The organism is Flavobacterium aquariorum, from assembly GCF_003254745.1.
In the GTDB taxonomy this organism is placed as follows: domain Bacteria; phylum Bacteroidota; class Bacteroidia; order Flavobacteriales; family Flavobacteriaceae; genus Flavobacterium; species Flavobacterium aquariorum.
Window position 1 is genome coordinate 344634 of sequence record NZ_QKXH01000003.1, and the last position, 21733, is coordinate 366366.

The following is a 21733-nucleotide window of genomic DNA, read 5'->3' on the forward strand; positions in this document are numbered from 1 at the left end:
TTACCATTTAAATAAAAATAATGGTGGAAGTAATAACAACATTGATGCTATTAAAAATACCAACATTCTGGGCAACATCCATTTAAACCATTTGCTGTATGGAATTTTGGCTAGAGTAAGTGCTCCCATCGTAACACCACTGGTTGGAATGATAAGATTCGTAAGTCCATCGCCTAATTGAAAAGTCAATACAGCCATTTGCCTGCTAATGCCTGATACATCACAAATTGGAATAATAATAGGCATTGTTAATGAAGCTTGTCCTGAGCCTGATGGGATAAAAAAGTTCAAAAAGGACTGAAAGAAAAAGATACATACCGCAGAAATTGCTGGTGCGGTATTTTGGGTGATGGTTACAATTGAATTTAAAATTGTGTCAATAATTTTCCCGTCTTGTGAAATAATTAAAAGCCCTTTTGCTAAACCAATTACCAAAGCAGCAGTCATCATATCTTTAGCTCCATCTACAAAAGCGTCTACTGCTTTAGATATTGGCATTCTATAAATGATAGCAACAAAAATGGCTAATGCTAAAAACAAACCCGCAATTTCATTTATGTACCAAGCGAAATTACTTACTCCGTAAATTAAGATGATAATTGCAGCTAAAAGTGCTACCAAAACTATTTTTCTAGAACCAGTTAATTCAAAATCTGAAGCTTCAATATTGCTTTCATCTTTATCTGATTTAATACCAAATAACAGACTTTTCTCTGGATTTTTTTCAATCTTTAGTGCATAATGTGTTATTACAGCACACGCGACACTTGTCAAAACAAACCACACAAAAATTCGATATTCCATTCCGCTAAAAATCGGAATTTGCGCAATTCCTTGAGCAATACCAATAGTAAAAGGATTACTGAATGCTCCGCCAAAACCAACGCCTGTACCCACAATTGGTATTGCCGCGCCAACTATTGCATCATAGCCCATCGCTTTTGCCATTGGAACAGTTATTAGAATGAAAATTAAAATTTCTTCACTCAGTCCAAAAGTGGCTCCGGCAAATGAAAATAATATTATCAGAAAAGGAAGAATCAAAACTTTGTATTTTGGTCTTTTTTGACTTAATTGAATCACATTAAATAGACCTGCGTTTATTGCACCAGTTATGTTGATGATTGCAAACGCTCCTCCTACTAAAAAGACGAAGCCAATAATTTGTGCCGCCGAAATAAATCCTTTGATAGGAGCTACTAAAAATGCTTCAATGCCTTGAGGAACCGCCGCTACATGTTTATAAGAACCTGCAATAATTTTCTCCGTATTATTAACGATGGCTCTGTCGAATTCTCCTGCCGGGATAACCCACGTTAATCCAATAAACAGAACGGTTATCGCTAAAATTATAGTGATTGTGTCTGGGAATTTTTCTAATATTTTCATCTTTTATATTTTAAATTTTTCTCCTGGAAGAAGGATTTCTAACTTGATATTTTTACCGCCTAATAACCCACTTTTTGTATGAATACCTTTCTTTTCACTGTTCTGAATTAAAATTACCTGCGAATCGCCACAAACCGTTGCGGAGTCGCCATCTACTATAATAGCAGTAGATTCATCAATTCCAATTGCTATTTGATCAGGATTTTCCAGCGCTACAGCTAATAAACGATTCATCCTCATCCGACGAATAAAATGCTGATCAACAATAGCGTTTGGGAGTAAACCCAATCCTGTTTTTATCTCAAAGTTTTGAGCTTCAATGGCACGAAAATCTCCAGTATATTTTGGATGTTTCAGTTCATTTCCCGATATCATTTTTTGGCTCATCACAGCTGCGCCAGCACTTGTTCCTGCAATGGTTGTTCCATTTTGATAAGCGGTAGAAATAGCATCATAAGCCGAAGTATTCAAAACAGATTTCATAAACAAATTCTGATCACCACCCGTAATATAAATTAAACTTGCGGTTTTAAGAGAATCTATTTGCCCCTTTGTTTGATTCTTTGGATTAAGATTAAAAGATTTTATCTTCTCTGGACGGACACCTAAGGAAATAAACTGCTTTGCAGTATAATAAACCGCCGAATCAGGTTCTTCACTAGCCATTGGAAGGATTATCATGAAATTTTCTTGTTCGAGTTTGCTTAAAGTGATCAATTCCGAAATCAAAGCATCTGACTTTTTTCCCCCTCCAATAATAAATAATTTCCCGAGAGCTTTATTTTTAGATTGCTTCTCTAATTCATAAATCGGTTGTTTTTTACCAGATTCGCTCTTAGACTGGCAAGAAATTTGAAAAAGCGAAAACGCTAAAATAAAAATTGGAATAATTTTCATATCTATACTTTTTTTTGACTATGGAAATACATAGCCGCTATTGATGTTTACAACCAAATCACGGCTATGCTCATTTTAGATTGATAAAGATTATATTTCTTCGTTATCCCAAATATAGATTTTCTTCTCATTCGTTTTCTCACTAACATATCCACGATACATTCCTTGAGAATTAAAGGAAAAGTTCACATTTCCTTCGTTATCAATTGCAATTAATCCGCCTTCGCCTCCCAATTGAGTTAAATGTTCCTTAATTGTTATTTCTGTTGCCTGCTCCAGTGTTTTGTCTCCATATTCCATTAAGTTAGAGACCATCGAAGCAACCGTTGCCCTAATAAAATATTCACCAACACCAGTACAGGATACACCACATGTTTTATTGTTGGCATATGTACCCGCACCAATAATAGCTGTATCACCAATACGTCCATCTAATTTATTTGTCATTCCACCTGTAGAAGTTGCTGCAGCAATGTTACCTTGCTTATCAATAGCAACGGCTCCAACAGTTCCCATTTTTAGATTCGTGTGATCTAAATAAGTCCCTGTTTCTGAAATTTTTTGAGCTTCTATAAGTTGTTCTTTTCTAAAATTAGTATCAAAATAAGTATTTTCAACCATTTCGTGATTGGTTTCTTCCGCTAATTTATCTGCACCTTTACCCGAAAGTAATACTATATTTTCTTCTGCTAATAGACTTTTTGCAAATAAAACAGGATTTTTAATTCTCCTGCTATTAGCAACTGCTCCTGCCTTAAAAGTGGCACCGTCCATTATGGATGCTTCAAGTAAATGTTTTCCAGTTCTAGTATAAACAGCCCCTTTTCCAGCATTAAAATGAATACTATTTTCTAATGCTACTACGGCTGCTGCAACTGCATCTATAGCGCTTCCCCCTTTTACTAAAATTTCTTCACCTGAATTCAAGGCAAGCATTAAATCAGCATTTATTAATTTTTTATCCGCTTCCGAGAGATTTTCGGGAGTTATTACGCCTGCACCTCCATGAATACATAATGCGAATGGTGTATGTTTTGTCATTTTTTTTTTTTTGAAAGAAAGAAGAACTAATCGGAATCCTCATAATTAGATGGATTCCGATTTAGCACCTTCTTTTGGGGATTTTTAATAGCCAGGATTTTGTTCTAAAACACCTTTGGCAACAGTAATTTCATTTTGAGGTATAGGATAAACCGTTCTAAAAGCAGGAATATTCAATTCTGATGTTGCTCTTCCTAAACGAACAAGACTAAACCATTTATGCCCTTCAAAACCTAATTCTCTACCATTTTCATCAAGTAAAATGGTAATAAAAGCATCTAGATTTGGAACATCTATGATAGTATATGGTTTTGAAGGTAAAGCTCTTTGACGAACCACATTCAAATCTGCTAAAGCTAATGTTAAATCATTTGGCGTTTTCTTAGCCAAAGCTTCTGCTCTAATTAGATACATCTCTGATAATTTGATGATAATGGAATTTCCGTCAATTACATTTTTATTTGTACCATACTTGTCAACATAAACTACTTTGCCATCATCATAATAACGGTAGCTTCTTGGATCATTATCATCATCCATTGGTGCGAAAAAATTGCTATAGTCAGCAGAAACTTCAGGCGGAGATACTGATATTAATCCAGTTAAACTATTTCCATCAGTACCTAAAAATTGTAATTCAAATATAGCTTCGCTTGAACCTTCTACATCATAAATATCATTGTATTTGGTATTCAATTTATAAGTGGTATTTGCAATCACTTTACTCGAATATACAATAGCATTGTCATAGTCCCCTTTATACAAATACACCCTAGCAAGTAGTGCTTCAGCAGCAGCTTTTGTGATTCCAAATCGATTAGTATCATACTTCAATATTCCCATGGCATCATTCAAATCGGTAATGATTTGTTGGTACGATTCTGCTACAGTTGATCTTGAAATTCCAACCGCTGATTTTGCATCCACATAACCAGTAGAAAGAGGGATGCCGAATTTTGAGTTAAGGTCTGTAAATTGTCCAAACTGTCTCAAAGCATCAAAATGGCCTAATGCTCTACAAAAAAGCGCTGTCCCTTTTGAATTATCATCCACAAGCTGTAATTCATTCATTTTTGATAAAATCAAATTACTAGCGTTTACCAAGTTATACACATCAACCCAGTTGTTTTGAATATAGGCGTTAGATGGCGGAACAATAGCTTTATCTAGCTGCGCAAAACGCTCTTGAAAACCAGTAGCATCAGCTATACCACCTGTTAAATCTTGGGCCAATATAAATTCACCTCCATAATACGTTCCACTTTGCATTATATCGTATAATCCAACTGCAGCAGATTTTAATGAAATGGCATCTGTTATGGCATTTTCTACTGGAACTTCAGCATCCAATTTCGTATCTAATATGTCATCACAACCTAAAAAAACAAAGGCAAGTAACATATATAGACATGCGTATATATTTATTTTTTTCATGATATTTAATTTAAAACGTTGTACTTAATCCTATAGTAAATGTGCGTGCCTGACCTAAAGTTCCAAAATCTTCCCCTTGCATGCTATTCAAATCTTGCTGACTTGAGGTATTCGTCGAAACCTCAGGGTCAAAACCTAAATAATCTGTTATGGTAAATAAATTTTGAGCTTGGATGTATAAAGACAAATTATTTAAACCAACTGTATTAATTATTTTAGAAGGGAATTTATATGAAAGACTTAAAGTTTTTAATCGAATATAATCTCCATCTTCTAAATACTGAGTACTAAAACGTTGCATTTGTCCAGCTTTTGTTGATGGTCTTGGCACATCAGTGATTTGGCCCGGAGTTCTCCAATAATTATCATATACCCTTTCGCTTATATTAGAATACGGTATTCCGCTTTTTGTAAAACCATAGTTATCATAAACATGTCGGCTTTGATTGAATATTTTGTTTCCTCCAGAGAACAGAAAGTTAGCTGTCAATGTAAAGCGCTTATAGCTAAGGTTGTTAGTCCAACCTCCATAATAAGTTGGTATTGCTCCTCCAACAATCTGTCTGTCAGAAAAATCAATAATTCCATCTTTGTTAACATCATCAAACTTAGCATCTCCTGTTTGAGGATCTACACCTAAAAACTTAATCAAATATAACGTACTAACCGCTTCGCCTTCTTTTAGGATATGGTTTCTTCCAATTTCTTCACCATCGTTGTTCAATTTTTTAACTTTATTATCCAACATAGTAAGGTTTACTCCGGTATTCCATTTGAATTGTTCTCCGTCAATAACAGCGGCATTAATTGCAAACTCAAATCCTTTATTTTGTATAGCTCCTACATTTTGGAAAACAGAATTAAAACCTGTCAAACCTGAAACTTTAGATTGTAATAATAAATCATCCGTTTGCTTGTCAAAATAATCTGCAGTGAATGTAAGCCTGTTTTTAAATAAACCAAAGTCTAAACCAATATCTAGCTGTTTCGTGCTTTCCCAACCCAAATCCGGATTTCCTAAACTACCAGGAGCAATACCTGGAACACCATTATAACTGGCATTTAAGGAGTATGTACCTCTCCAGTTAGAGCTAATTTCTTGATTTCCTGTAAGCCCGTAACTAGCACGAATTTTAAAGTCTGATATCGTTTCAATTTTGAAGAAATCTTCTTTATTAACTCTCCAGGCTACCGATCCAGAAGGGAAATAACCATACTGATTGTTTTCTCCAAAACGAGAAGAACCGTCTGCTCTTACTGTAAATGAAGCTATGTATTTATCATTATAAACATAATTTACTCTTCCAAAGAAAGATTGTAAACCATATTGACTTTTGCCAGAAGTACTTGAAGTAATTGTACTTGCTGCAGATATGCTTGCTGTAGTATTGGTTGCATACCCAACACCCGATTGGTCTGAAAATAATGCTTCGTTTCCTTGTAATGTCCAACCTAAAATTGCTCCAAAATCATGCTTATCTCCAAACTTTTTGGTGTAGTTTAAAGTATTTTCCATAAGCCAATTGGTTTCTTCATAAGTGGCATAAATACCCTCACCTGTCTTGGATTTATTAGTTCCAGAAGGCACATAAGAACTCTCTACTAAATTAGAATAATCTAAAGACAAAGCAGTTTTGAATTTTAAATCTGGAATAATTTTCCATTCCAAATAAGTAGAACCTTGAAAACGTGTAGATTGTGAAGTATTTTTGTATTCATTCGCAACTTGTACTGGATTTTCTAATGGCCACCAAGTGTTATATTTAAAAGGATTGGTATACTTCCCCTTATCATCATATATTGGCTCTGTAGGATCCCAACCTTGAGCATTAATTACTACTCCATATTCATCATTTTCACCAATAGTTCTTTGGTGATTGCTTCGAGTAACAAACACAGTTGAACCTACTTTAAATTTATCATTAATTGTATGATCTACATTTAAACGACCACTCAATCTTTTAAAGCCCTGTCCAATTTGAATACCATCTTGATTAAAATAATTTCCACTTAGATAGTAATTTGTTTTTTCACTACCACCTTTTAAATTCAAATCTAGATTTTGAGCAATTCCTAATCTAAAAATTTCATCATAAATATTGGTATTAATCCCTTTCGAAGTGTCAATCCAATCAAAATAGTCAGAACCTAAGCCATCAAATTCGGCAGCAGTGTTGAAGAAGCTTTTAAATTTATTACTATCAACCATTTTAGGATAATTTGTAATTTCAGAAATAGCTGTATAATAATTCACATCAATAGAACTTGCGCCTGTTTTACCTCTTTTGGTCGTAATCAATATAACTCCATTAGCTCCTCTAGAACCATAAATGGCTGCTGCTGCTGCATCTTTTAGGACTGAAAATGATTCGATATCTGATGGATTCAAATCCGCCAAAGGGTTAACAGGTTGAATATTGGCATTCAAAGCGGAATTATTTCTGGATACCATTGGAACTCCATCAATAATATACAGCGGTTGGCTACTTGCTGAGATAGAGGATACTCCACGAATATTTACACTAACCGCACTACCTGGCGTAGCAGATGAAGAGCTGATATTTACCCCTGCGGTTTGTCCTTGCAATGAGTTTTCAAAACTTGAAGATGTTCCTTGAGGTAAATCTTTTGTTTTAATTGATGAAACACTTGAACTTAAATCTCTTTTGGATACTGTCCCATAACCAATAACTACAACTTCTTTTAAGTCTTGGCCCGAGCTCATGTAAACATTGTAATTAGTGCTTCCATCTATTGCTACTTTTTTGTTTTGGTAACCAATATAAGAAAGCTCTATTGAGGCAACATTATCGGGTAATTCTAATTGAAATTTCCCGTCAAATCCTGATATAGTTCCTGTTTTTGAATTGGAAGAAACTATATTAACTCCTGCCATTGGCAGATTTGTTTGTTTGTCTATAACAGTTCCTGTTATTTTTTTTTGTGCGTAGGTTGAAATACATGCCAACAACACAACAAACAGTATTAAATTACTATTGAATTTCATTTTTTTAATATTTTAAATTTAATAAAATTGATAATAGATACCCTAACTACTCATCAAAGCGAAAGTTTGGGTATTGAAATCTGTAAACTGTGAAGAACAAGTTTTCTAACAATTGAATATTGGTTGCAAGCCTTTTAGAGAAAGAGATTTGCAATCAATACATACGTGGAATAGATTGATAAGATTCATTTGGTTTTGGTTAGGGTAATAAAAAAACAATAACTATATATCATCTAAACTCAAGAAGAGTTTTTCGAAGCCATATAAATCAACAATTGAAGATAGGTTGAAGGCCCCTTAAAGTAAGAGATTTAGTTTTTATCATGGTATTTATTTTTATTAAAATCAAAATGGATTACTTTAACTTTCAAGCTTTAAATTCCAAATGGTTTTATTTTGAAATTATTAGTTTCGAGATCACTTTATCTTCTCCTTTATTAATACTTATAATATATTGACCAGATTGCAATTCAGATAAATCAATCTCCATATTATTAATACCAGCAGAAACATTTGTAATTAAACTTTTTACCATTGAACCACCAAGATTATAAATTAAAATTTGTGCTTCTTGTTTTTGTTCTGATAGAAAGTTAATTCTAACTAAATCTTTAGCAGGATTTGGATAAAAAGCAACTGTAGTATTCTCAAATTCTACTTCTTTATTTTTAGATATTTTTGCAGTTCCACTAACAACATTTAATGTATAATCTTCTGTCTCACCATAATTATAAGCACCACATGAAGAATTTATTGAATTATAACTTACTATAATTCGCATTCTAATATTTCCCGCAGAAGCAGAAGTTGGAATGGTAATTTTTGGTGTTAAAGTTTGATTACTAAAAATAGAATATACTTCCTCACCTGAGTCTGTAAAAAGACCATTATTGTTTAAATCTATAAATACGTTCCAATATAAATTTCTTGTTGCACTGAAACCAGGAGTTAAAGTTAAAGTAGTTGCCACTCCTTTAGTTATATTACTAACCTGAGAAGAAAAGTCAGCATAACCTCCATTTGAATTGCTTAAATTGCTAATTGTACCAATTGCAACTTTCTTTATCCATTCCCTACTAGAATCACCTCCTTGTGAAGTACAATAAGAAACGGTTCCTCCTCCAGATGTTGAAGTTTCTGTTAACGTGCCATTTATTACTTTTATAACACCATAAACTGCTTTACTTCCATTTACTATTGACCAATTGTTCAAATCTATTGTCGTAGAACCCGAGGTATCACCTTCAATTTTAATAATTTTCACCCCTTTCCCACTATTGTTCCATGTTAATGGAGAACCAGAAACTAATGTTTCAGGAGTAGAAGAGGTATCAAATTGATAAAAGTAAGCGTAATTACCCGTTGCTGGTGCAAAAACTTTAGCAATGCCATTTTGGTCAATACAAACGGCTGTTTTTTCATAAACGCCGATGCCTTTTGCATTTAATCCAGCTCCTAAATCTTTCCACATTCTGGCAATAAAAGCAGTTTGTCTTCCCCTACGATCAGGGTTATTGTAATGTGTATCTGCAATGACATTTGATAAAATTGGATTGTTTATAAAATCATTAGCCCCGATAGTCATATCCGTGTTATACGGATTTGCTAATGCCTGAGCAGATGTAACACTAGAATTTGTAGCACTATAATAATATTTGCCCTGTATGGCACATCCAGCGCTAGTACCACCAACAGGAACTTTTTTTGTGTTTATCAAATAATTTATGGCATCTTCTACTGGTGTGTCTTTCCAATACGAAACATACGTGGATTGGTCTCCTCCTGCTATGAATAAAGCTTCAGCATTTCTAATTTTAGTTGCAATCTCAGCAATACTTGCTTTGGCTCTGGTATCAATCAGAATTGTTTCTACAGAATTTACTGTTCCCAAACCATAGATATAATCATTATAACCCTGAGTTCCAGCAGAGCGAATAACTACAAAATCACCACCTCCTGATTTTTGTATCATCCATTTTATGGCGTCATCGTTATCTGTTCCGCCACCCATCAAGCAGGCACCACCTGTAGCAGTTGTTGTAACATCTGCAATACTTCCGGTAATCCAGCTTGTGTAACTTTGTGAATATGCAGGGCTTATTGCTGAAATAAAAAGGAAAATAATGATTTGATTTATTTTTAAAATATTGTTTTTCATGATTTAAAACTTGCTAAATGTTAATAATCGGGAATTAACAATGCTACTAATCAGAAATTTTGTTTATTTAAATTTGGAATAACAATAATTATTTCCAAACAAATAGCTTTAAATTACTATTGAATCGCACTTTTTAATCTTTTAAAATGGAATATAAATAATCATAGTTGCCCAATAGAAAAACATTTAAGCACTACAATCATTAAATCTGGAAGAGATTTTTTAACAATTAAATATTGGTTGCAATCCTTTTAGAGAAAAAGATTTACAATCAATACATACAAGTATTAATTTAATAAAATTCATGGTGTCTTAATTAAGAAGAAAAAAACAATAACTAAATAGGAAGTAAAACTCAAGGGATAGAGTTTTTTGAACCAATTTTAAATCAGCAATTAAATACAGGCTGAAGTCCTCTTAAATAAAGAGATTTAGTATTTATAACTATATTTGTTTTTCTTAAAATCAAAATAAGGTGTTTTTATTTTTTGTTAAAAGTATAAAAAAAAAAGTACCAACAAAATAAATTTATACTTTTTATTAGATTTTCTTTATAAGTTTTCTTTTAACACTGCATATTACATAGAAAAATAACATTTTTTTTAAACAAATAAAAAAAACATTATTGATTCTTTTTTCGAAAAAAGCTCAGTATGATTTACTGAGTAGTATGAATAAAAGACAAAACAGCTGAATTAAAAGCGTTAGGCTGTTCTACATTGACCACATGTCCACAATTTTCAATTACGAATAACTTGGATGATTTATAATGGCTTTCGACAACTTTACGAACTGACGGCAAAAACATATAATCTTCTTCTCCCATAACATAAAGCGTAGGAATATTCAATTCAACCTGTCGAAACCACTTCAGCACCGGATTTATCTCGGCAGTTAATTTAAACCACTTAATAAATTCTTTTTGGTATAATTTCTTGGCTTCATTTATAAAAAGCGAACGAGATTGCTTGTGACTTTTCTTGGGCATTATCACAAAAGCAAAAAACTTATATAAAACTAAATAAGGCAATACATACTTAAAAGTGTTTCCCAAACGCATTAATATCTGGGAACGGAAATTCATTTTTAAGATGGCTCCACCAAGAATCATACTTTGCACTCTAACTGGATACATTTCAGCCAATTGTCTGATAAGAATTGTTCCTAATGAAATTCCAACAAAATGTGATTTTTCAATTTTAAGATGATCCAAAACCTCCAGAATATCATTGGCCAAAGCCGAAAAAGTATATTTTTGTTTGAAGGCGGTTTTCAAAGTCGTTTTGGATTCTCCATGACCTCTCAAGTCCAACAATAAAATATTGTAGCTTTTTTTGAAATCCCTGATTTGTTTGAACCAAATGGATGAACTTCCTCCAGCGCCATGCACAAATGTGACCCACTGATCGCTGTTCTCGTTCTTATATACTGTATAGTTAATCACTTAGTTTTTTTTTATTGGACAAATATAGTTTTTTTTCGGAATTCTTAATCCCTTTGTAATCTTATCAAATACTGTTATGCAAGTATTTAAAATAATCAAAGGCCTTAAGTAATCGGCTTCCATACCATGAAAACATTTCTCCGTCTACCAAAATGGCTTGAGCTTTATCTGTAGATTTGACAATTTCATAACCATCTTCCGCTTTAAAAGGAAATGGTTCCGAGGAAAGTAAAATCAAATCCAAACCGCCTTCTTCTTCCATTCTATCAAGTTCAATTTCGGGATATCTCTCTTTTGAAGCAAAATGATTTTGAAAATGATTCAGCTTTAATAACTCATCTATAAAAGTCCCTGAACCAGCAACCATATAAGGTTTTTTCCAAATAAAATAGGCGACCTTTCTAACTGGAACATCATTGATAAATTTTTTAAAATCGCTCAAGGCAAAAGCCAATTTGTCGTTCCATTTTCTGGCTTCGGTCCTTTTATCAAAAAGCTGACCAAAGTCGGTTATCATTCTAAAATTATCTTCAATAGTCACAATATTGGTTACCCAAACCGCGCAAATTTTACGCAGCTCTTCCACCATTTCCTGTGTATTTTCCTCTTTGTTGCAAATGACAATGTCTGGTTTCAATAATCGGATTTTATCATAATGCACATTCTTGGTTCCTCCAATTATTTTTTTTGTTGATTTTAAATGATAAGGATGAACACAAAACTTGGTAATTCCCACTATTCTATCTTCCAAACCCAAATCATATAACAACTCGGTTTGGGAAGGCACTAGAGAAACGATTCGCCTAGGAGAGGAATCAAAAGTGTGAGTAATTCCGAGTTGATCTATGAATTGTTTCATTTTGTTTAAAGTTTAAATTGTTTAAAATTAAAACCTGAACTGCTTTAAACTTTTAAAACTAAAACTTTGAATTCATAATCTCCTCCATCTCCTGTTGCATTTTCAAAGCTTCAGTTCTTGCAGCATCGGCAAAATCAGTTCCATTGGAAGCATAAATAATGGCACGTGAAGAATTGATTAGCAATCCAACATTGTCATTCATTCCGTATTTACAAACTTCTTGAAGACTTCCTCCTTGTGCGCCAACACCTGGAACAAGTAAGAAACTCTTTGGAACAATTTTACGAACTTCGGTAAAATATTCGGCTTTGGTAGCACCAACTACGTACATTAGATTTTCAGAATTCTTCCAAGTTTTGGATGTTTCCAATACCTGTTTGTACAATTCTTTTCCGTTAACCTGTAAGGTTTGGAAATCAAAAGCACCGTCATTAGAAGTCAACGCCAACATTATGGCATGTTTATTTTCGAAAGCAAGAAAAGGCTCAACTGAGTCTTTTCCCATATAAGGAGCAACTGTAACGCTGTCAAAATTTAGATCTTCAAAAAAAGCTTTGGCATACATTGATGAAGTATTCCCAATATCACCGCGCTTTGCATCGGCAATAGTAAAAATATTAGGATGTTTTTCGTTGATATAGTTAATTGTCTTTTGCAATGACATCCAACCTTTTATTCCATAAGCTTCAAAAAATGCAATATTCGGTTTATAGGCTACAGCCAAATCATGGGTTGCATCAATAATGGCTTTATTAAATTCAAAAATAGGATCTTCAGTCTCCAATAAATGCTTTGGAATTTTATTTAAATCCACATCTAAACCTACGCATAGAAATGATTTTTTTATTTTAATTTGTTGAATTAATTCTTGTGTCGTCATCTCTATTTTTTTTTAAATCACTATTAATTTATGTGAAATAATTCACTTTTATTTGGCATGCAAAAATAAAAAAAGCCATTCAATTAAGAACGGCTTTTTTTTAGAATTAAAAAATTATAATTTTCCTTCGTATATAGTCCCTACGTGAATCACTTCGGTTCTTCTGTTTTCAGCTCTTCCCTTTGCCGTTTTATTACTTGCAACAGGTTTCGTAGCTCCAAATCCTTTATAAGTTAAATTTTCTGGATTAACCCCTTTTGCAATTAATGCATTCATAACCACTTTTGCTCTAGCCTCAGAAAGTTTTTGGTTCGCTTTAGCATTACCTACGTTATCTGTATGCCCTTCGATAGAGAATTTTGCATTTGGATAATTTTTGATAATTTCTTTAATAGCATCTAATCTTCCGTCAGTTTGTCCTTTATCAGCATTTTGTAAAACTGCTTTCCCAGTTACAAAAAACACTGCTCTTGCTTGAACTTTAAGTTCTTTTAATACTTCTTTAGTAACTTCAGGACAACCTTTATTGCTTGCTGGTCCGGCAACAGTAGGACAAGCATCTTCTTTATCCGTCACACCATCTTTATCTGCATCTAGCTCAGGACAACCTGCATTGGCAACCAATCCTTTTTCGTTTGGACATTTATCGTCTTTATCCAGCACTGAATCTCCGTCAGTATCTGGCCACGGGCATCCTTTATTTTCAACAGGCCCTGCAACAGAAGGACAAGCATCAACATTATCCAAAACTGTGTCTCTATCAGCATCGCCCCAAGGACATCCTTTATTCTCAACGGGACCAGCAACGGTTGGACATTTGTCATCTTTATCGACAACAGTATCTGCATCGGTGTCTGGCCAAGGACAACCTTTATTCTCAACGGGACCAGCTACAGTTGGACATGAATCTTCTTTGTCTAAGATTCCGTCCTCATCCGTATCTTTAAATTTCTTTTCATACACTGGAATTTTGAAACCAAAATAAACATCAGCCGCTTTTGATTCTTTTGAAAGCCAATTCGTAATTAAAGAACTAGATCCAACAAACAAAGGTCCAAAACGCAATCCAGTACCTACTTGCATTCCGCTATATTCCATATAATTAATAGGTAGAGAGAATGTAAACCATCTCGTTTCATAACGTGGTGTCAAAATCCAAGTATTTGCCGAACTCGTTTTACCCAGAGCCGATTTATCTACTAAACTAAGATTTCCATTTAAGTTCAAATAGAATTTTTTGTACATATTCCAATCAGCATCCAAGTGCATTACTGTAGGCAAATTTGCTTTTTTGGAAAAATATCTTGTCGTAGGTGTTCCATAATGAGTTTCTAAAAAATCGCCTAGGTCTCCGGCATCATCAATATCTTGTTGAGACACTACACCATTAATATTATAAAAATCTTCTTTTAAATTATTGTATTTAATAGATCCAATATCTGTAATCGATAATCCGAAACGCAATTTATATTTATTTAAGTCTCTAAAATTATTGTCAACTGCTTTGGTTTTGCCCAAATCATAAGCCTCATAATCAGGTCTCCACTCATAGATCAAACCAAAATCAGCACCATATCCTCTTGAATTAGGGTCAAATTTAAAATCCTCATCTCCAGTAATAAAATCAGGATTACTCCCAATGGTAAGGCTTCCTGTAGTTGTCAAACTACTTGTTGCCGGATCGTTGGTCTGAATAAACGCAGCTGTAGCATTTTCACCATTCATATAAGAATTTGCACCTCCTATTAAATATTTGGCAGTAAAACCTCCTTTAAGGAAATGTTGCTTGCTTTGCCATAAAACAGCAGCATAAGATGCTCCTACTTCCCCCCAAGTATGTCCAACGACATTTGGATTTCCAACATTAATATTAAAACTGGATGCATCATCCAAACCATCTTTTAATTGGTCGTATAATGTTCCATTTATATCATTGGCATTTATGATAGCTCTGGCTCGCGTATAAATGGCGATTGCGTGTTTTGGGGCAATATTAAACATAAATGAAGGTCCCATCACGTCAGAATATACAATCCCACCATTATTTTTAGTGGGTGTTCTTTTGCCATCTTTATTCGCATCATAAGAGCTTTTCGACAAATCAAACAAACTTAGGCCATAATAATCATTGTTTAACGAGCTACTGGTCGAAAAAATATTAATGTCTGTTTTAAAACGAGAATCGACAATAGAGGCCGGATTAAAAAGTACTCCCTGCACTCCAGCATAATTATCAGGAATATACCCCATATACGATTGGGCATTTGCTTGTGCAATTGAAAATAGAACAATTAAAAATAGTAACGATTTTTTCATCAAATTGATTTAAGGTTAATAATAGTATTATGATTGTTTTAATAAGATTTTAATTCGTTTAAAATGAGAACGACACAAAAAAAACACTTAATCGATTCTATCCGATTAAGTGCCTGTAAAATAAACAGAGTTAGTTTTTAAAAAACTTCGCTTGCTTCTTTTAATTTTTCCATATTGTTTACCAATTGCAATTCATCTACGATTTTCTGAATGTCACCATTCATGATGTTACCCAAATCGTATAATGTTAACCCAACACGGTGATCAGTCACACGCCCTTGAGCATAATTGTAAGTACGAATCTTAGCCGAACGGTCACCAGAACTAACTTGAGATGTACGTTTGGTAGCATCTTCAGCCTGTTTCTTGGCCAATTCCTGTTCATACAAACGAGAACGTAAAACGCCCAAAGCTTTGTCTTTATTCTTATGTTGTGATTTCTGGTCTTGACATTGCGCCACCAATCCAGTTGGAATGTGCGTCAAACGTACAGCCGATTTCGTAGTATTTACCGATTGTCCACCAGGTCCTGACGAACAGAAGAAATCCACACGAACATCGTTCATATCGATCTGAACGTCAAACTCCTCAGCTTCCGGAAGTACCATAACCGTCGCCGCCGATGTATGTACACGTCCCTGAGTTTCCGTTTGGGGAACACGTTGCACACGGTGAACACCTGCTTCAAACTTCAAAGTTCCATAAACATCTTCTCCTGTAACTTCAAAAATTACCTCTTTGAAACCACCCGAAGTTCCTTCGTTCATATCCACAACTGAAGTTCTCCATCCTTGTCCTTCACAGTATTTAGTGTACATTCTGAACAAATCTCCTGCAAAAATACTCGCTTCATCCCCACCCGTTCCAGCGCGAATCTCCACCATCACGTTTTTCGCATCTTCAGGATCTTTCGGGATCAGCATGAATTTAATTTCATCTTCTAGTTCCGGCAATCTCTCTTTGGCTTCGTCCAACTGCATTTTGGCCATCTCCGTCATATCGGCATCACTACCGTCAGCAATTATTTCGTTTGCTTCCTCGATATTTGCCATCAAAAGCACGTATTCATCACGCTTTTCAGCCAAAGCTTTTAAATTCTTATACTCTTGATTCAATTGCACATAACGTTTCTGATCTGAGATTACATCCGGCTGAATGATCAAATCCGAAATCTCATCGAAACGTTGTTTTACTATTTGAAGTCTATCTAACATTTTCTTATTCCTTTTATTGGAGTGCAAAAGTACAAAAAAACTATTCAGTTTACAATTTACTATAACCAGAGAATATCATTAACATAATTTAGGAGGCTTTTTCGTTTTTTTAGGAGCTGATTCCTGCTATACGCTATATCTTTTCCTTGCTAAAGGAGCAAGAAAAAGGATGCCGCTTCTATCAGGGCTAGGGGTTTTGTGCTAAAAACAGCAATTCGTTTTTAGTGAAATTTATAAATTTAATGAGGTTATTTTTGACAAAGGGATTTTTAATCAGCTTAGCAAAGTTTCAGTACGCACGCTAACGGGAACGTCCCGCTCATGTATACAATCTAAACAATTTTATTCATTCAATTTCATAATAGAAATAAGATAATACTAAGTATAATCGAGACCAAAAGACTAACTTTAAGCCTTAAGTATACAATCATCTTGTAAATACAACTAACCCTAATACTACCTGAAATGCTTAAATACCTGTTATACTGGTTTCCGATGCTTTTACTTGCTGTGCTCAATGGAATAGCGAGGGATTTATGGTATAACAAATATGTTAGTGCATTAGTGGCGCACCAAATCTCTACATTTTCTTTAATTATTCTTATTGGGATTTATTGTTGTTTAGTTATAAAATGGTTTCCGCCAAATTCTGAAAAACAGGCTTTATCAATTGGAATTATTTGGACACTTTTAACTTTGGCATTTGAGTTTAGTTTTGGATTACTACGTGGGAATTCATGGAAACAATTATTGCATGCCTATAATTTTACTGAAGGGCAAATTTGGATTCTTATTCCAATTTGGGTTGCAATAGCACCTTATATCGTTTACAGATTTATGTCAAAATAAGTTAAGCGCAGCATTCCATAAAAAAGCTAAAACTGTTTTTTTTAGTCTGCTCTGTGGAGTCTTATGACTTCGTCACACACGCTGAGCACGTAATAAAAATTGCAATGACTCAATTAAATATATAGTTTCATTAAACTCCTAATATTTCCATCTTCCACAAAATAATTCTCAAAATATTTGCGTAGCTACTTAACTACACTTATATTTGTAGTCAAATAACTTCACGATGAATTTAAGAAGAGACGTTTTTCAGGCAATTGCCGATCCCACACGCAGGGCAATACTGATGCTGGTAACCACACAATCGATGACTGCGGGAACAATTGCATCCAATTTTGACACGGCAAGACCAACGGTTTCCAAGCACCTTCAAATTTTAACCGAATGTGAACTGCTCACCGCCGAACAAAGTGGAAGAGAAATTTATTACCATCTGAATGCAAAAAAAATGAAAGAGATTGCCGATTTTATCGAACCTTTCCGAAAAATGTGGGACGACCGATTTAATAAATTGGAAGACATTATGAAAAACTATAAACCAAAGGAATAAATATCATGGAACTAAAAACAAAAATTAATGCCGTTGACGGCAAGCAGGAATTGGTAATCACAAGAGCATTTGATCTGCCTTTGGAATTACTGTTCAAAGCCTATGCAGAACCCGAAATTGTCGAGCAGTGGATGGGAACAAAAGTGCTGAAACTTGAAAACAAAAATCACGGCAGTTACCAGCTTGAAACCACTGACCCGAAAGGAAACAAACACGGCTTTAACGGAACAATCCATGAGTTTGTCCTTAACGAAAAAATTATAAGAACATTTGAAATGAGTAATACTCCTTTTGGTGTTCAGCTTGAATTTTTAGAATTTGAAAAAGTGACTGACAGCACCAGTAAACTTACAATGCACGTGGTTTATAAATCAGTTGAAATAAGAGACCAGATTCTGAAACTGCCATTCGCACAAGGAATAAATATGGCGCATAACCGCCTGCAAGAAATCGTTAACCAATTAAAATAATATATCATGACAAAGAGAAACAGAATAATTTATTGGACAGCCACAGCACTTTTGTCTGTCGGCATGTTAGGAAGCGGTATCTCACAGTTACTGCACACCAAAGAAATGAATGAACTTATTGCACACACTGGCTATCCGATGTATTTTATGAACATTATCGGGGTTTGGAAAATCCTTGGGGTAATCGCTATTTTAATTCCAAAAAACAAACTTTTAAAAGAATGGGCATACGCAGGATTCTTTTTCCTAATGACAGGCGCATTATTTTCGCACTTGGCAATGGGCGATGCTGGGAAAGCAATTTTTGGACCGCTATTTCAAACTATTTTTGTAATTGTATCTTGGTATTTCAGACCTGCAGACCGCAAAATTAATTTGGATAATTTTGTTACGGCAGAAAATTAGTCACTTATAAACCTACAGAAAATTTAAAAAATGAAAACTTATTTTGTTGACTCATTTACGAATGAAAAATTCAAAGGAAATCCAGCTGCGGTTTGTCTCCCTGAGGAAGAATTAGATGCATCAACCATGCAGAATATTGCAATGGAAATTGGATTTTCTGAAACTGCGTTCCTAAAACAAATCACAGGAAACACCTATAGTATCAGATTTTTTACACCAAAGATTGAAATCCCGCTCTGCGGACATGCCACTTTGGCTTCATCCAAAATCATTTTCAGCAGCACTTCATTTGACAGTATAAAATTCATCAACTGCGACAATGTTGAACTGCTTATTGAAAAAGCGGATAATAAAATCCAAATGCAGTTTCCTGTCTACGACACTGAAGAAACCGAAGTACCTCAAGAGATGCTGGACGCACTTGGAATTTCTAAAATTGTAAATAAAAGATACAGTCCGAACAATAAAATAATTCTACTTGAAATTGAGAGTACGGTTGAACTGGCAAATTTAAAACCCGATTTCACAGCATTGATAAAATCCCATACGGGAATAAACGGAGTATTAGTAACCGCAGTTTCAGACAATGAAAATTTTGATTTTCATTACAGGTATTTTTGGCCATGGGCAGGAACTAATGAGGATCCTGTCACTGGTGGTGTACAAACTTTTTTGACCAAATATTGGGCATTAAAATTGAATAAAACAAAATTGAATGCTTTTCAGTCTTCATCAAGAACCGGAACAATGAGTACCAAACTTTTACAGGACAAAGTCAGCATTTTAGGAGAAGCAGTAATTGTATTGGAAGGGGAATTTATTTTATAATTTTCCTCCTGTCAATATCATTAAGTTAAACCACAGAAGCTTTCGAAAATGCGGGATGCATCGCATATAAAATATTCAGTGGATTGCTGCTATAGAACATTATCAATCATTATTTGGTCTGCATATTTAATAATGCTTCAAAATTAGCTACCTTACAATATTTATAAATAATTTTATGCTTTTCAGTAGTAAGTATTTAATCGGACATAAAACAAAAAATGAAACTCTTAATCATTCAAATTATGAAAAACAACACATTATCGCTCATTTTCTTTTTAGCTCTGTTTATAAGTGCATGTTCAAGCTCAAAAACAACAAATAATCTCTCAAATGCAAAATGGGAATTGGAATACATTTCTGGAACACGGATTGCTTTTGAGGGTTTGTATCCCAACAAAAAACCACAAATTGCATTCAATACCGCAACGAATGAAGTTAGCGGGACTAACAGCTGCAACGGATATATGGCAAAATACACCTCTGACGGAAAATCAATTTCATTTGGAGAACCAGGACCAGCAACCATGATGTTCTGTGAAGGCGGCGGTGAACAGGCTTTTTTGCAAATGATGAAAAAAGTCAACAATTACTCCATCGATAAGGAAGGAAAACTCAATCTGAATATTGATGAAGTACCAATGATGCGGTTTAAAAAAACAAATTAGTACCAGAGTATGAAAAAATTAATAGTAGCCTCGTTCGCAGCATTAACCATGCTAAACTGCAAAAACAAAGAGCAAACAACAGAAACAACAAACACGGATCCCCAGGAAATTATTGCAGAAAAAACAACTGCTCTAAATTTAGGCTGTTATGTTTTTGATGACGGTAAAAACATTGTGTCCTTGGAAATTACCGAAAACGGAGAAGAAATCAAAGGAAACCTTACCTATGCTTTGTCTGAAAAAGACAAAAATTCAGGAAAATTTACAGGAAAATTAAAAGAGGGAATCTTGATAGCAGATTATACTTTTCTGTCAGAAGGAAAAGAATCGATTAGACAAGTTGCTTTTAAAACCGAAGAAAACAAGCTTATAGAAGGTTATGGCGAGCTAAATAATGAAGGCACTGCATTTAAAGACATTAGCAATATCCAATTTACATCAACGATGCCACTTACAAAAACGGAGTGTAGCAAATAAATAAGTCTCTTTGCTTAAAAACGAACCCCTGCTAGCGCTAGCGGGGCGTTCGCACTAACCTAAAAATTAAATAATCTTGTTATCAACTGCAAAAGAAAGGGCTTCAGCGAAATTTTTAACCTCAAAAATTTCGAAAATTTTTCTTCTGTAATATTTTATGGTATCGGGCGAAACAAACATTTTTTCTGCAATCTGATTTATCGTTAACCCTTGAGCATACAATCGGAGTATTTCCAATTCTTTGTCTTTGAGTTTGGTTTTTTCTTTTGCAATCCAAACTTCTTTTTTCAAATCCAATTCCCAAAAAATAGCTGAACCTTCTTTATTTATGATAACATTTCCAGCCTTTTTATTGTGCGAAATAGACACTATGCACAATGATTTCCAAACAGCTCCTTTTTCATTTAGAAAAAGCGGTGTCAGTTTATGATTGATGAGAATGGGTTTATTATACTTCCCTTTTAAATGAAAATCATACGAAATGCTGTATAATTTGCGCTCCTCATTGTTTGGCAGTTTATCATAAAAATCAAATCCGGAATTGTTAATCATATTTAACAACCTCAAATCATCTTCGGGAACATTTTTAAAATAGAATTCATACCCCATTTCAAGCACTTCTTCGGGAGAATATCCGCATAAAAATAAAGGATTATTCGAAACATACTCAAATTTAATCTCCTCATAATCTATCACATAAACACTCTGATAAGTCATCTTTGCAAAAGATTTTACTACTTCCAGGTAATTGCCAAGCTGAAGTTTATCCACATCAAATACTGCATCTATTTTGTTTCTGCTGAGTAAGGAGTGCTTTTCATTTTCCATTTTATAAAAATAGTAAAAACTA

Annotated in this window: 19 protein-coding genes; 7 read left to right on the forward strand and 12 right to left on the reverse strand. The window is 34.2% G+C overall.

Annotation, left to right across the window (positions count from 1 at the left end):
* The 11 genes from DOS84_RS06840 to prfA form a co-directional block, all read right to left on the reverse strand.
* Complete coding sequence (locus tag DOS84_RS06840; protein ID WP_111409371.1) at positions 1-1389, reverse strand: YfcC family protein; 1389 nt, start codon at positions 1387-1389, stop codon at positions 1-3.
* Between the two features lie 3 nt (positions 1390-1392).
* Entirely contained in the window at positions 1393-2286 is an 894-nt protein-coding gene (locus tag DOS84_RS06845; RefSeq protein ID WP_111409372.1) for a cyanophycinase, read from the reverse strand.
* Between the two features lie 90 nt (positions 2287-2376).
* Positions 2377-3327: an isoaspartyl peptidase/L-asparaginase family protein gene (locus DOS84_RS06850; protein ID WP_111409373.1), complete on the reverse strand. Its 951-nt coding sequence runs from the start codon at positions 3325-3327 to the stop codon at positions 2377-2379.
* An 84-nt stretch (positions 3328-3411) separates the two neighbouring features.
* The gene (locus DOS84_RS06855; RefSeq protein WP_111409374.1) at positions 3412-4761 is read right to left on the reverse strand and encodes a RagB/SusD family nutrient uptake outer membrane protein; all 1350 of its coding nucleotides are present in this window, start codon (positions 4759-4761) and stop codon (positions 3412-3414) included.
* Positions 4762-4771: 10 nt separating this feature from the next.
* Positions 4772-7768 carry a SusC/RagA family TonB-linked outer membrane protein gene (locus tag DOS84_RS06860; RefSeq protein WP_111409375.1) on the reverse strand — a complete coding sequence of 999 codons (2997 nt, stop codon included), beginning with the start codon at positions 7766-7768 and terminating at the stop codon, positions 4772-4774.
* A 391-nt stretch (positions 7769-8159) separates the two neighbouring features.
* Positions 8160-9926 (reverse strand): GEVED domain-containing protein, encoded by a 1767-nt coding sequence (locus tag DOS84_RS06865; RefSeq protein ID WP_111409376.1) that lies wholly within the window; start codon positions 9924-9926, stop codon positions 8160-8162.
* 658 nt (positions 9927-10584) lie between these two features.
* On the reverse strand, positions 10585-11370 hold the full coding sequence (locus DOS84_RS06870; protein WP_111409377.1) for an alpha/beta fold hydrolase: 786 nt from the start codon (positions 11368-11370) through the stop codon (positions 10585-10587).
* A gap of 64 nt (positions 11371-11434) precedes the next feature.
* Positions 11435-12229, reverse strand: coding sequence for an ABC transporter substrate-binding protein (locus DOS84_RS06875; RefSeq protein WP_111409378.1), 795 nt, complete (start codon positions 12227-12229; stop codon positions 11435-11437).
* Between the two features lie 58 nt (positions 12230-12287).
* Positions 12288-13109, reverse strand: a complete 822-nt coding sequence (gene pyrF / locus DOS84_RS06880) for an orotidine-5'-phosphate decarboxylase (RefSeq protein WP_111409379.1) — start codon at positions 13107-13109, stop codon at positions 12288-12290.
* Between the two features lie 114 nt (positions 13110-13223).
* Positions 13224-15425: a DUF5723 family protein gene (locus DOS84_RS06885; protein ID WP_111409380.1), complete on the reverse strand. Its 2202-nt coding sequence runs from the start codon at positions 15423-15425 to the stop codon at positions 13224-13226.
* A gap of 137 nt (positions 15426-15562) precedes the next feature.
* On the reverse strand, positions 15563-16639 hold the full coding sequence (prfA, locus tag DOS84_RS06890; protein WP_111409381.1) for a peptide chain release factor 1: 1077 nt from the start codon (positions 16637-16639) through the stop codon (positions 15563-15565).
* 465 nt (positions 16640-17104) lie between these two features.
* On the opposite strand from prfA, the gene DOS84_RS06895 reads away from it, so the two are divergent.
* The 7 genes from DOS84_RS06895 (at position 17105) to DOS84_RS06925 (ending at position 20883) form a co-directional block, all read left to right on the forward strand.
* Positions 17105-17488 (forward strand): hypothetical protein, encoded by a 384-nt coding sequence (locus tag DOS84_RS06895; protein WP_111409382.1) that lies wholly within the window; start codon positions 17105-17107, stop codon positions 17486-17488.
* A gap of 226 nt (positions 17489-17714) precedes the next feature.
* Complete coding sequence (locus tag DOS84_RS06900) at positions 17715-18038, forward strand: metalloregulator ArsR/SmtB family transcription factor (protein WP_111409383.1); 324 nt, start codon at positions 17715-17717, stop codon at positions 18036-18038.
* Positions 18039-18043: 5 nt separating this feature from the next.
* Positions 18044-18508 carry an SRPBCC domain-containing protein gene (locus tag DOS84_RS06905; RefSeq protein WP_111409384.1) on the forward strand — a complete coding sequence of 155 codons (465 nt, stop codon included), beginning with the start codon at positions 18044-18046 and terminating at the stop codon, positions 18506-18508.
* Positions 18509-18514: 6 nt separating this feature from the next.
* Positions 18515-18913, forward strand: a complete 399-nt coding sequence (locus DOS84_RS06910) for a DoxX family protein (RefSeq protein WP_111409385.1) — start codon at positions 18515-18517, stop codon at positions 18911-18913.
* 30 nt (positions 18914-18943) lie between these two features.
* On the forward strand, positions 18944-19741 hold the full coding sequence (locus tag DOS84_RS06915) for a PhzF family phenazine biosynthesis protein (RefSeq protein ID WP_111409386.1): 798 nt from the start codon (positions 18944-18946) through the stop codon (positions 19739-19741).
* 218 nt (positions 19742-19959) lie between these two features.
* Entirely contained in the window at positions 19960-20406 is a 447-nt protein-coding gene (locus DOS84_RS06920; RefSeq protein WP_243636330.1) for an META domain-containing protein, read from the forward strand.
* A gap of 9 nt (positions 20407-20415) precedes the next feature.
* On the forward strand, positions 20416-20883 hold the full coding sequence (locus tag DOS84_RS06925; protein ID WP_111409387.1) for a hypothetical protein: 468 nt from the start codon (positions 20416-20418) through the stop codon (positions 20881-20883).
* 66 nt (positions 20884-20949) lie between these two features.
* Here the strand turns inward: DOS84_RS06925 and DOS84_RS06930 are convergent, their stop codons facing one another.
* Positions 20950-21711: a response regulator transcription factor gene (locus DOS84_RS06930; protein ID WP_111409388.1), complete on the reverse strand. Its 762-nt coding sequence runs from the start codon at positions 21709-21711 to the stop codon at positions 20950-20952.
* Positions 21712-21733: the final 22 nt, after the last annotated feature.

Excerpts from the sequence above, each read along its gene's own strand:
- DOS84_RS06840 (WP_111409371.1), bottom strand. The coding sequence starts at position 1,389 with ATGAAAATATTAGAAAAATTCCCAGACACAATCACTATAATTTTAGCG.
- DOS84_RS06845 (WP_111409372.1), bottom strand. The coding sequence starts at position 2,286 with ATGAAAATTATTCCAATTTTTATTTTAGCGTTTTCGCTTTTTCAAATT.
- DOS84_RS06850 (WP_111409373.1), bottom strand. The coding sequence starts at position 3,327 with ATGACAAAACATACACCATTCGCATTATGTATTCATGGAGGTGCAGGC.
- DOS84_RS06855 (WP_111409374.1), bottom strand. The coding sequence starts at position 4,761 with ATGAAAAAAATAAATATATACGCATGTCTATATATGTTACTTGCCTTT.
- DOS84_RS06860 (WP_111409375.1), bottom strand. The coding sequence starts at position 7,768 with ATGAAATTCAATAGTAATTTAATACTGTTTGTTGTGTTGTTGGCATGT.
- DOS84_RS06865 (WP_111409376.1), bottom strand. The coding sequence starts at position 9,926 with ATGAAAAACAATATTTTAAAAATAAATCAAATCATTATTTTCCTTTTT.
- DOS84_RS06875 (WP_111409378.1), bottom strand. The coding sequence starts at position 12,229 with ATGAAACAATTCATAGATCAACTCGGAATTACTCACACTTTTGATTCC.
- pyrF (WP_111409379.1), bottom strand. The coding sequence starts at position 13,109 with ATGACGACACAAGAATTAATTCAACAAATTAAAATAAAAAAATCATTT.
- DOS84_RS06885 (WP_111409380.1), bottom strand. The coding sequence starts at position 15,425 with ATGAAAAAATCGTTACTATTTTTAATTGTTCTATTTTCAATTGCACAA.
- prfA (WP_111409381.1), bottom strand. The coding sequence starts at position 16,639 with ATGTTAGATAGACTTCAAATAGTAAAACAACGTTTCGATGAGATTTCG.
- DOS84_RS06895 (WP_111409382.1), top strand. The coding sequence starts at position 17,105 with ATGCTTAAATACCTGTTATACTGGTTTCCGATGCTTTTACTTGCTGTG.
- DOS84_RS06900 (WP_111409383.1), top strand. The coding sequence starts at position 17,715 with ATGAATTTAAGAAGAGACGTTTTTCAGGCAATTGCCGATCCCACACGC.
- DOS84_RS06905 (WP_111409384.1), top strand. The coding sequence starts at position 18,044 with ATGGAACTAAAAACAAAAATTAATGCCGTTGACGGCAAGCAGGAATTG.
- DOS84_RS06910 (WP_111409385.1), top strand. The coding sequence starts at position 18,515 with ATGACAAAGAGAAACAGAATAATTTATTGGACAGCCACAGCACTTTTG.
- DOS84_RS06915 (WP_111409386.1), top strand. The coding sequence starts at position 18,944 with ATGAAAACTTATTTTGTTGACTCATTTACGAATGAAAAATTCAAAGGA.
- DOS84_RS06920 (WP_243636330.1), top strand. The coding sequence starts at position 19,960 with ATGAAACTCTTAATCATTCAAATTATGAAAAACAACACATTATCGCTC.
- DOS84_RS06925 (WP_111409387.1), top strand. The coding sequence starts at position 20,416 with ATGAAAAAATTAATAGTAGCCTCGTTCGCAGCATTAACCATGCTAAAC.
- DOS84_RS06930 (WP_111409388.1), bottom strand. The coding sequence starts at position 21,711 with ATGGAAAATGAAAAGCACTCCTTACTCAGCAGAAACAAAATAGATGCA.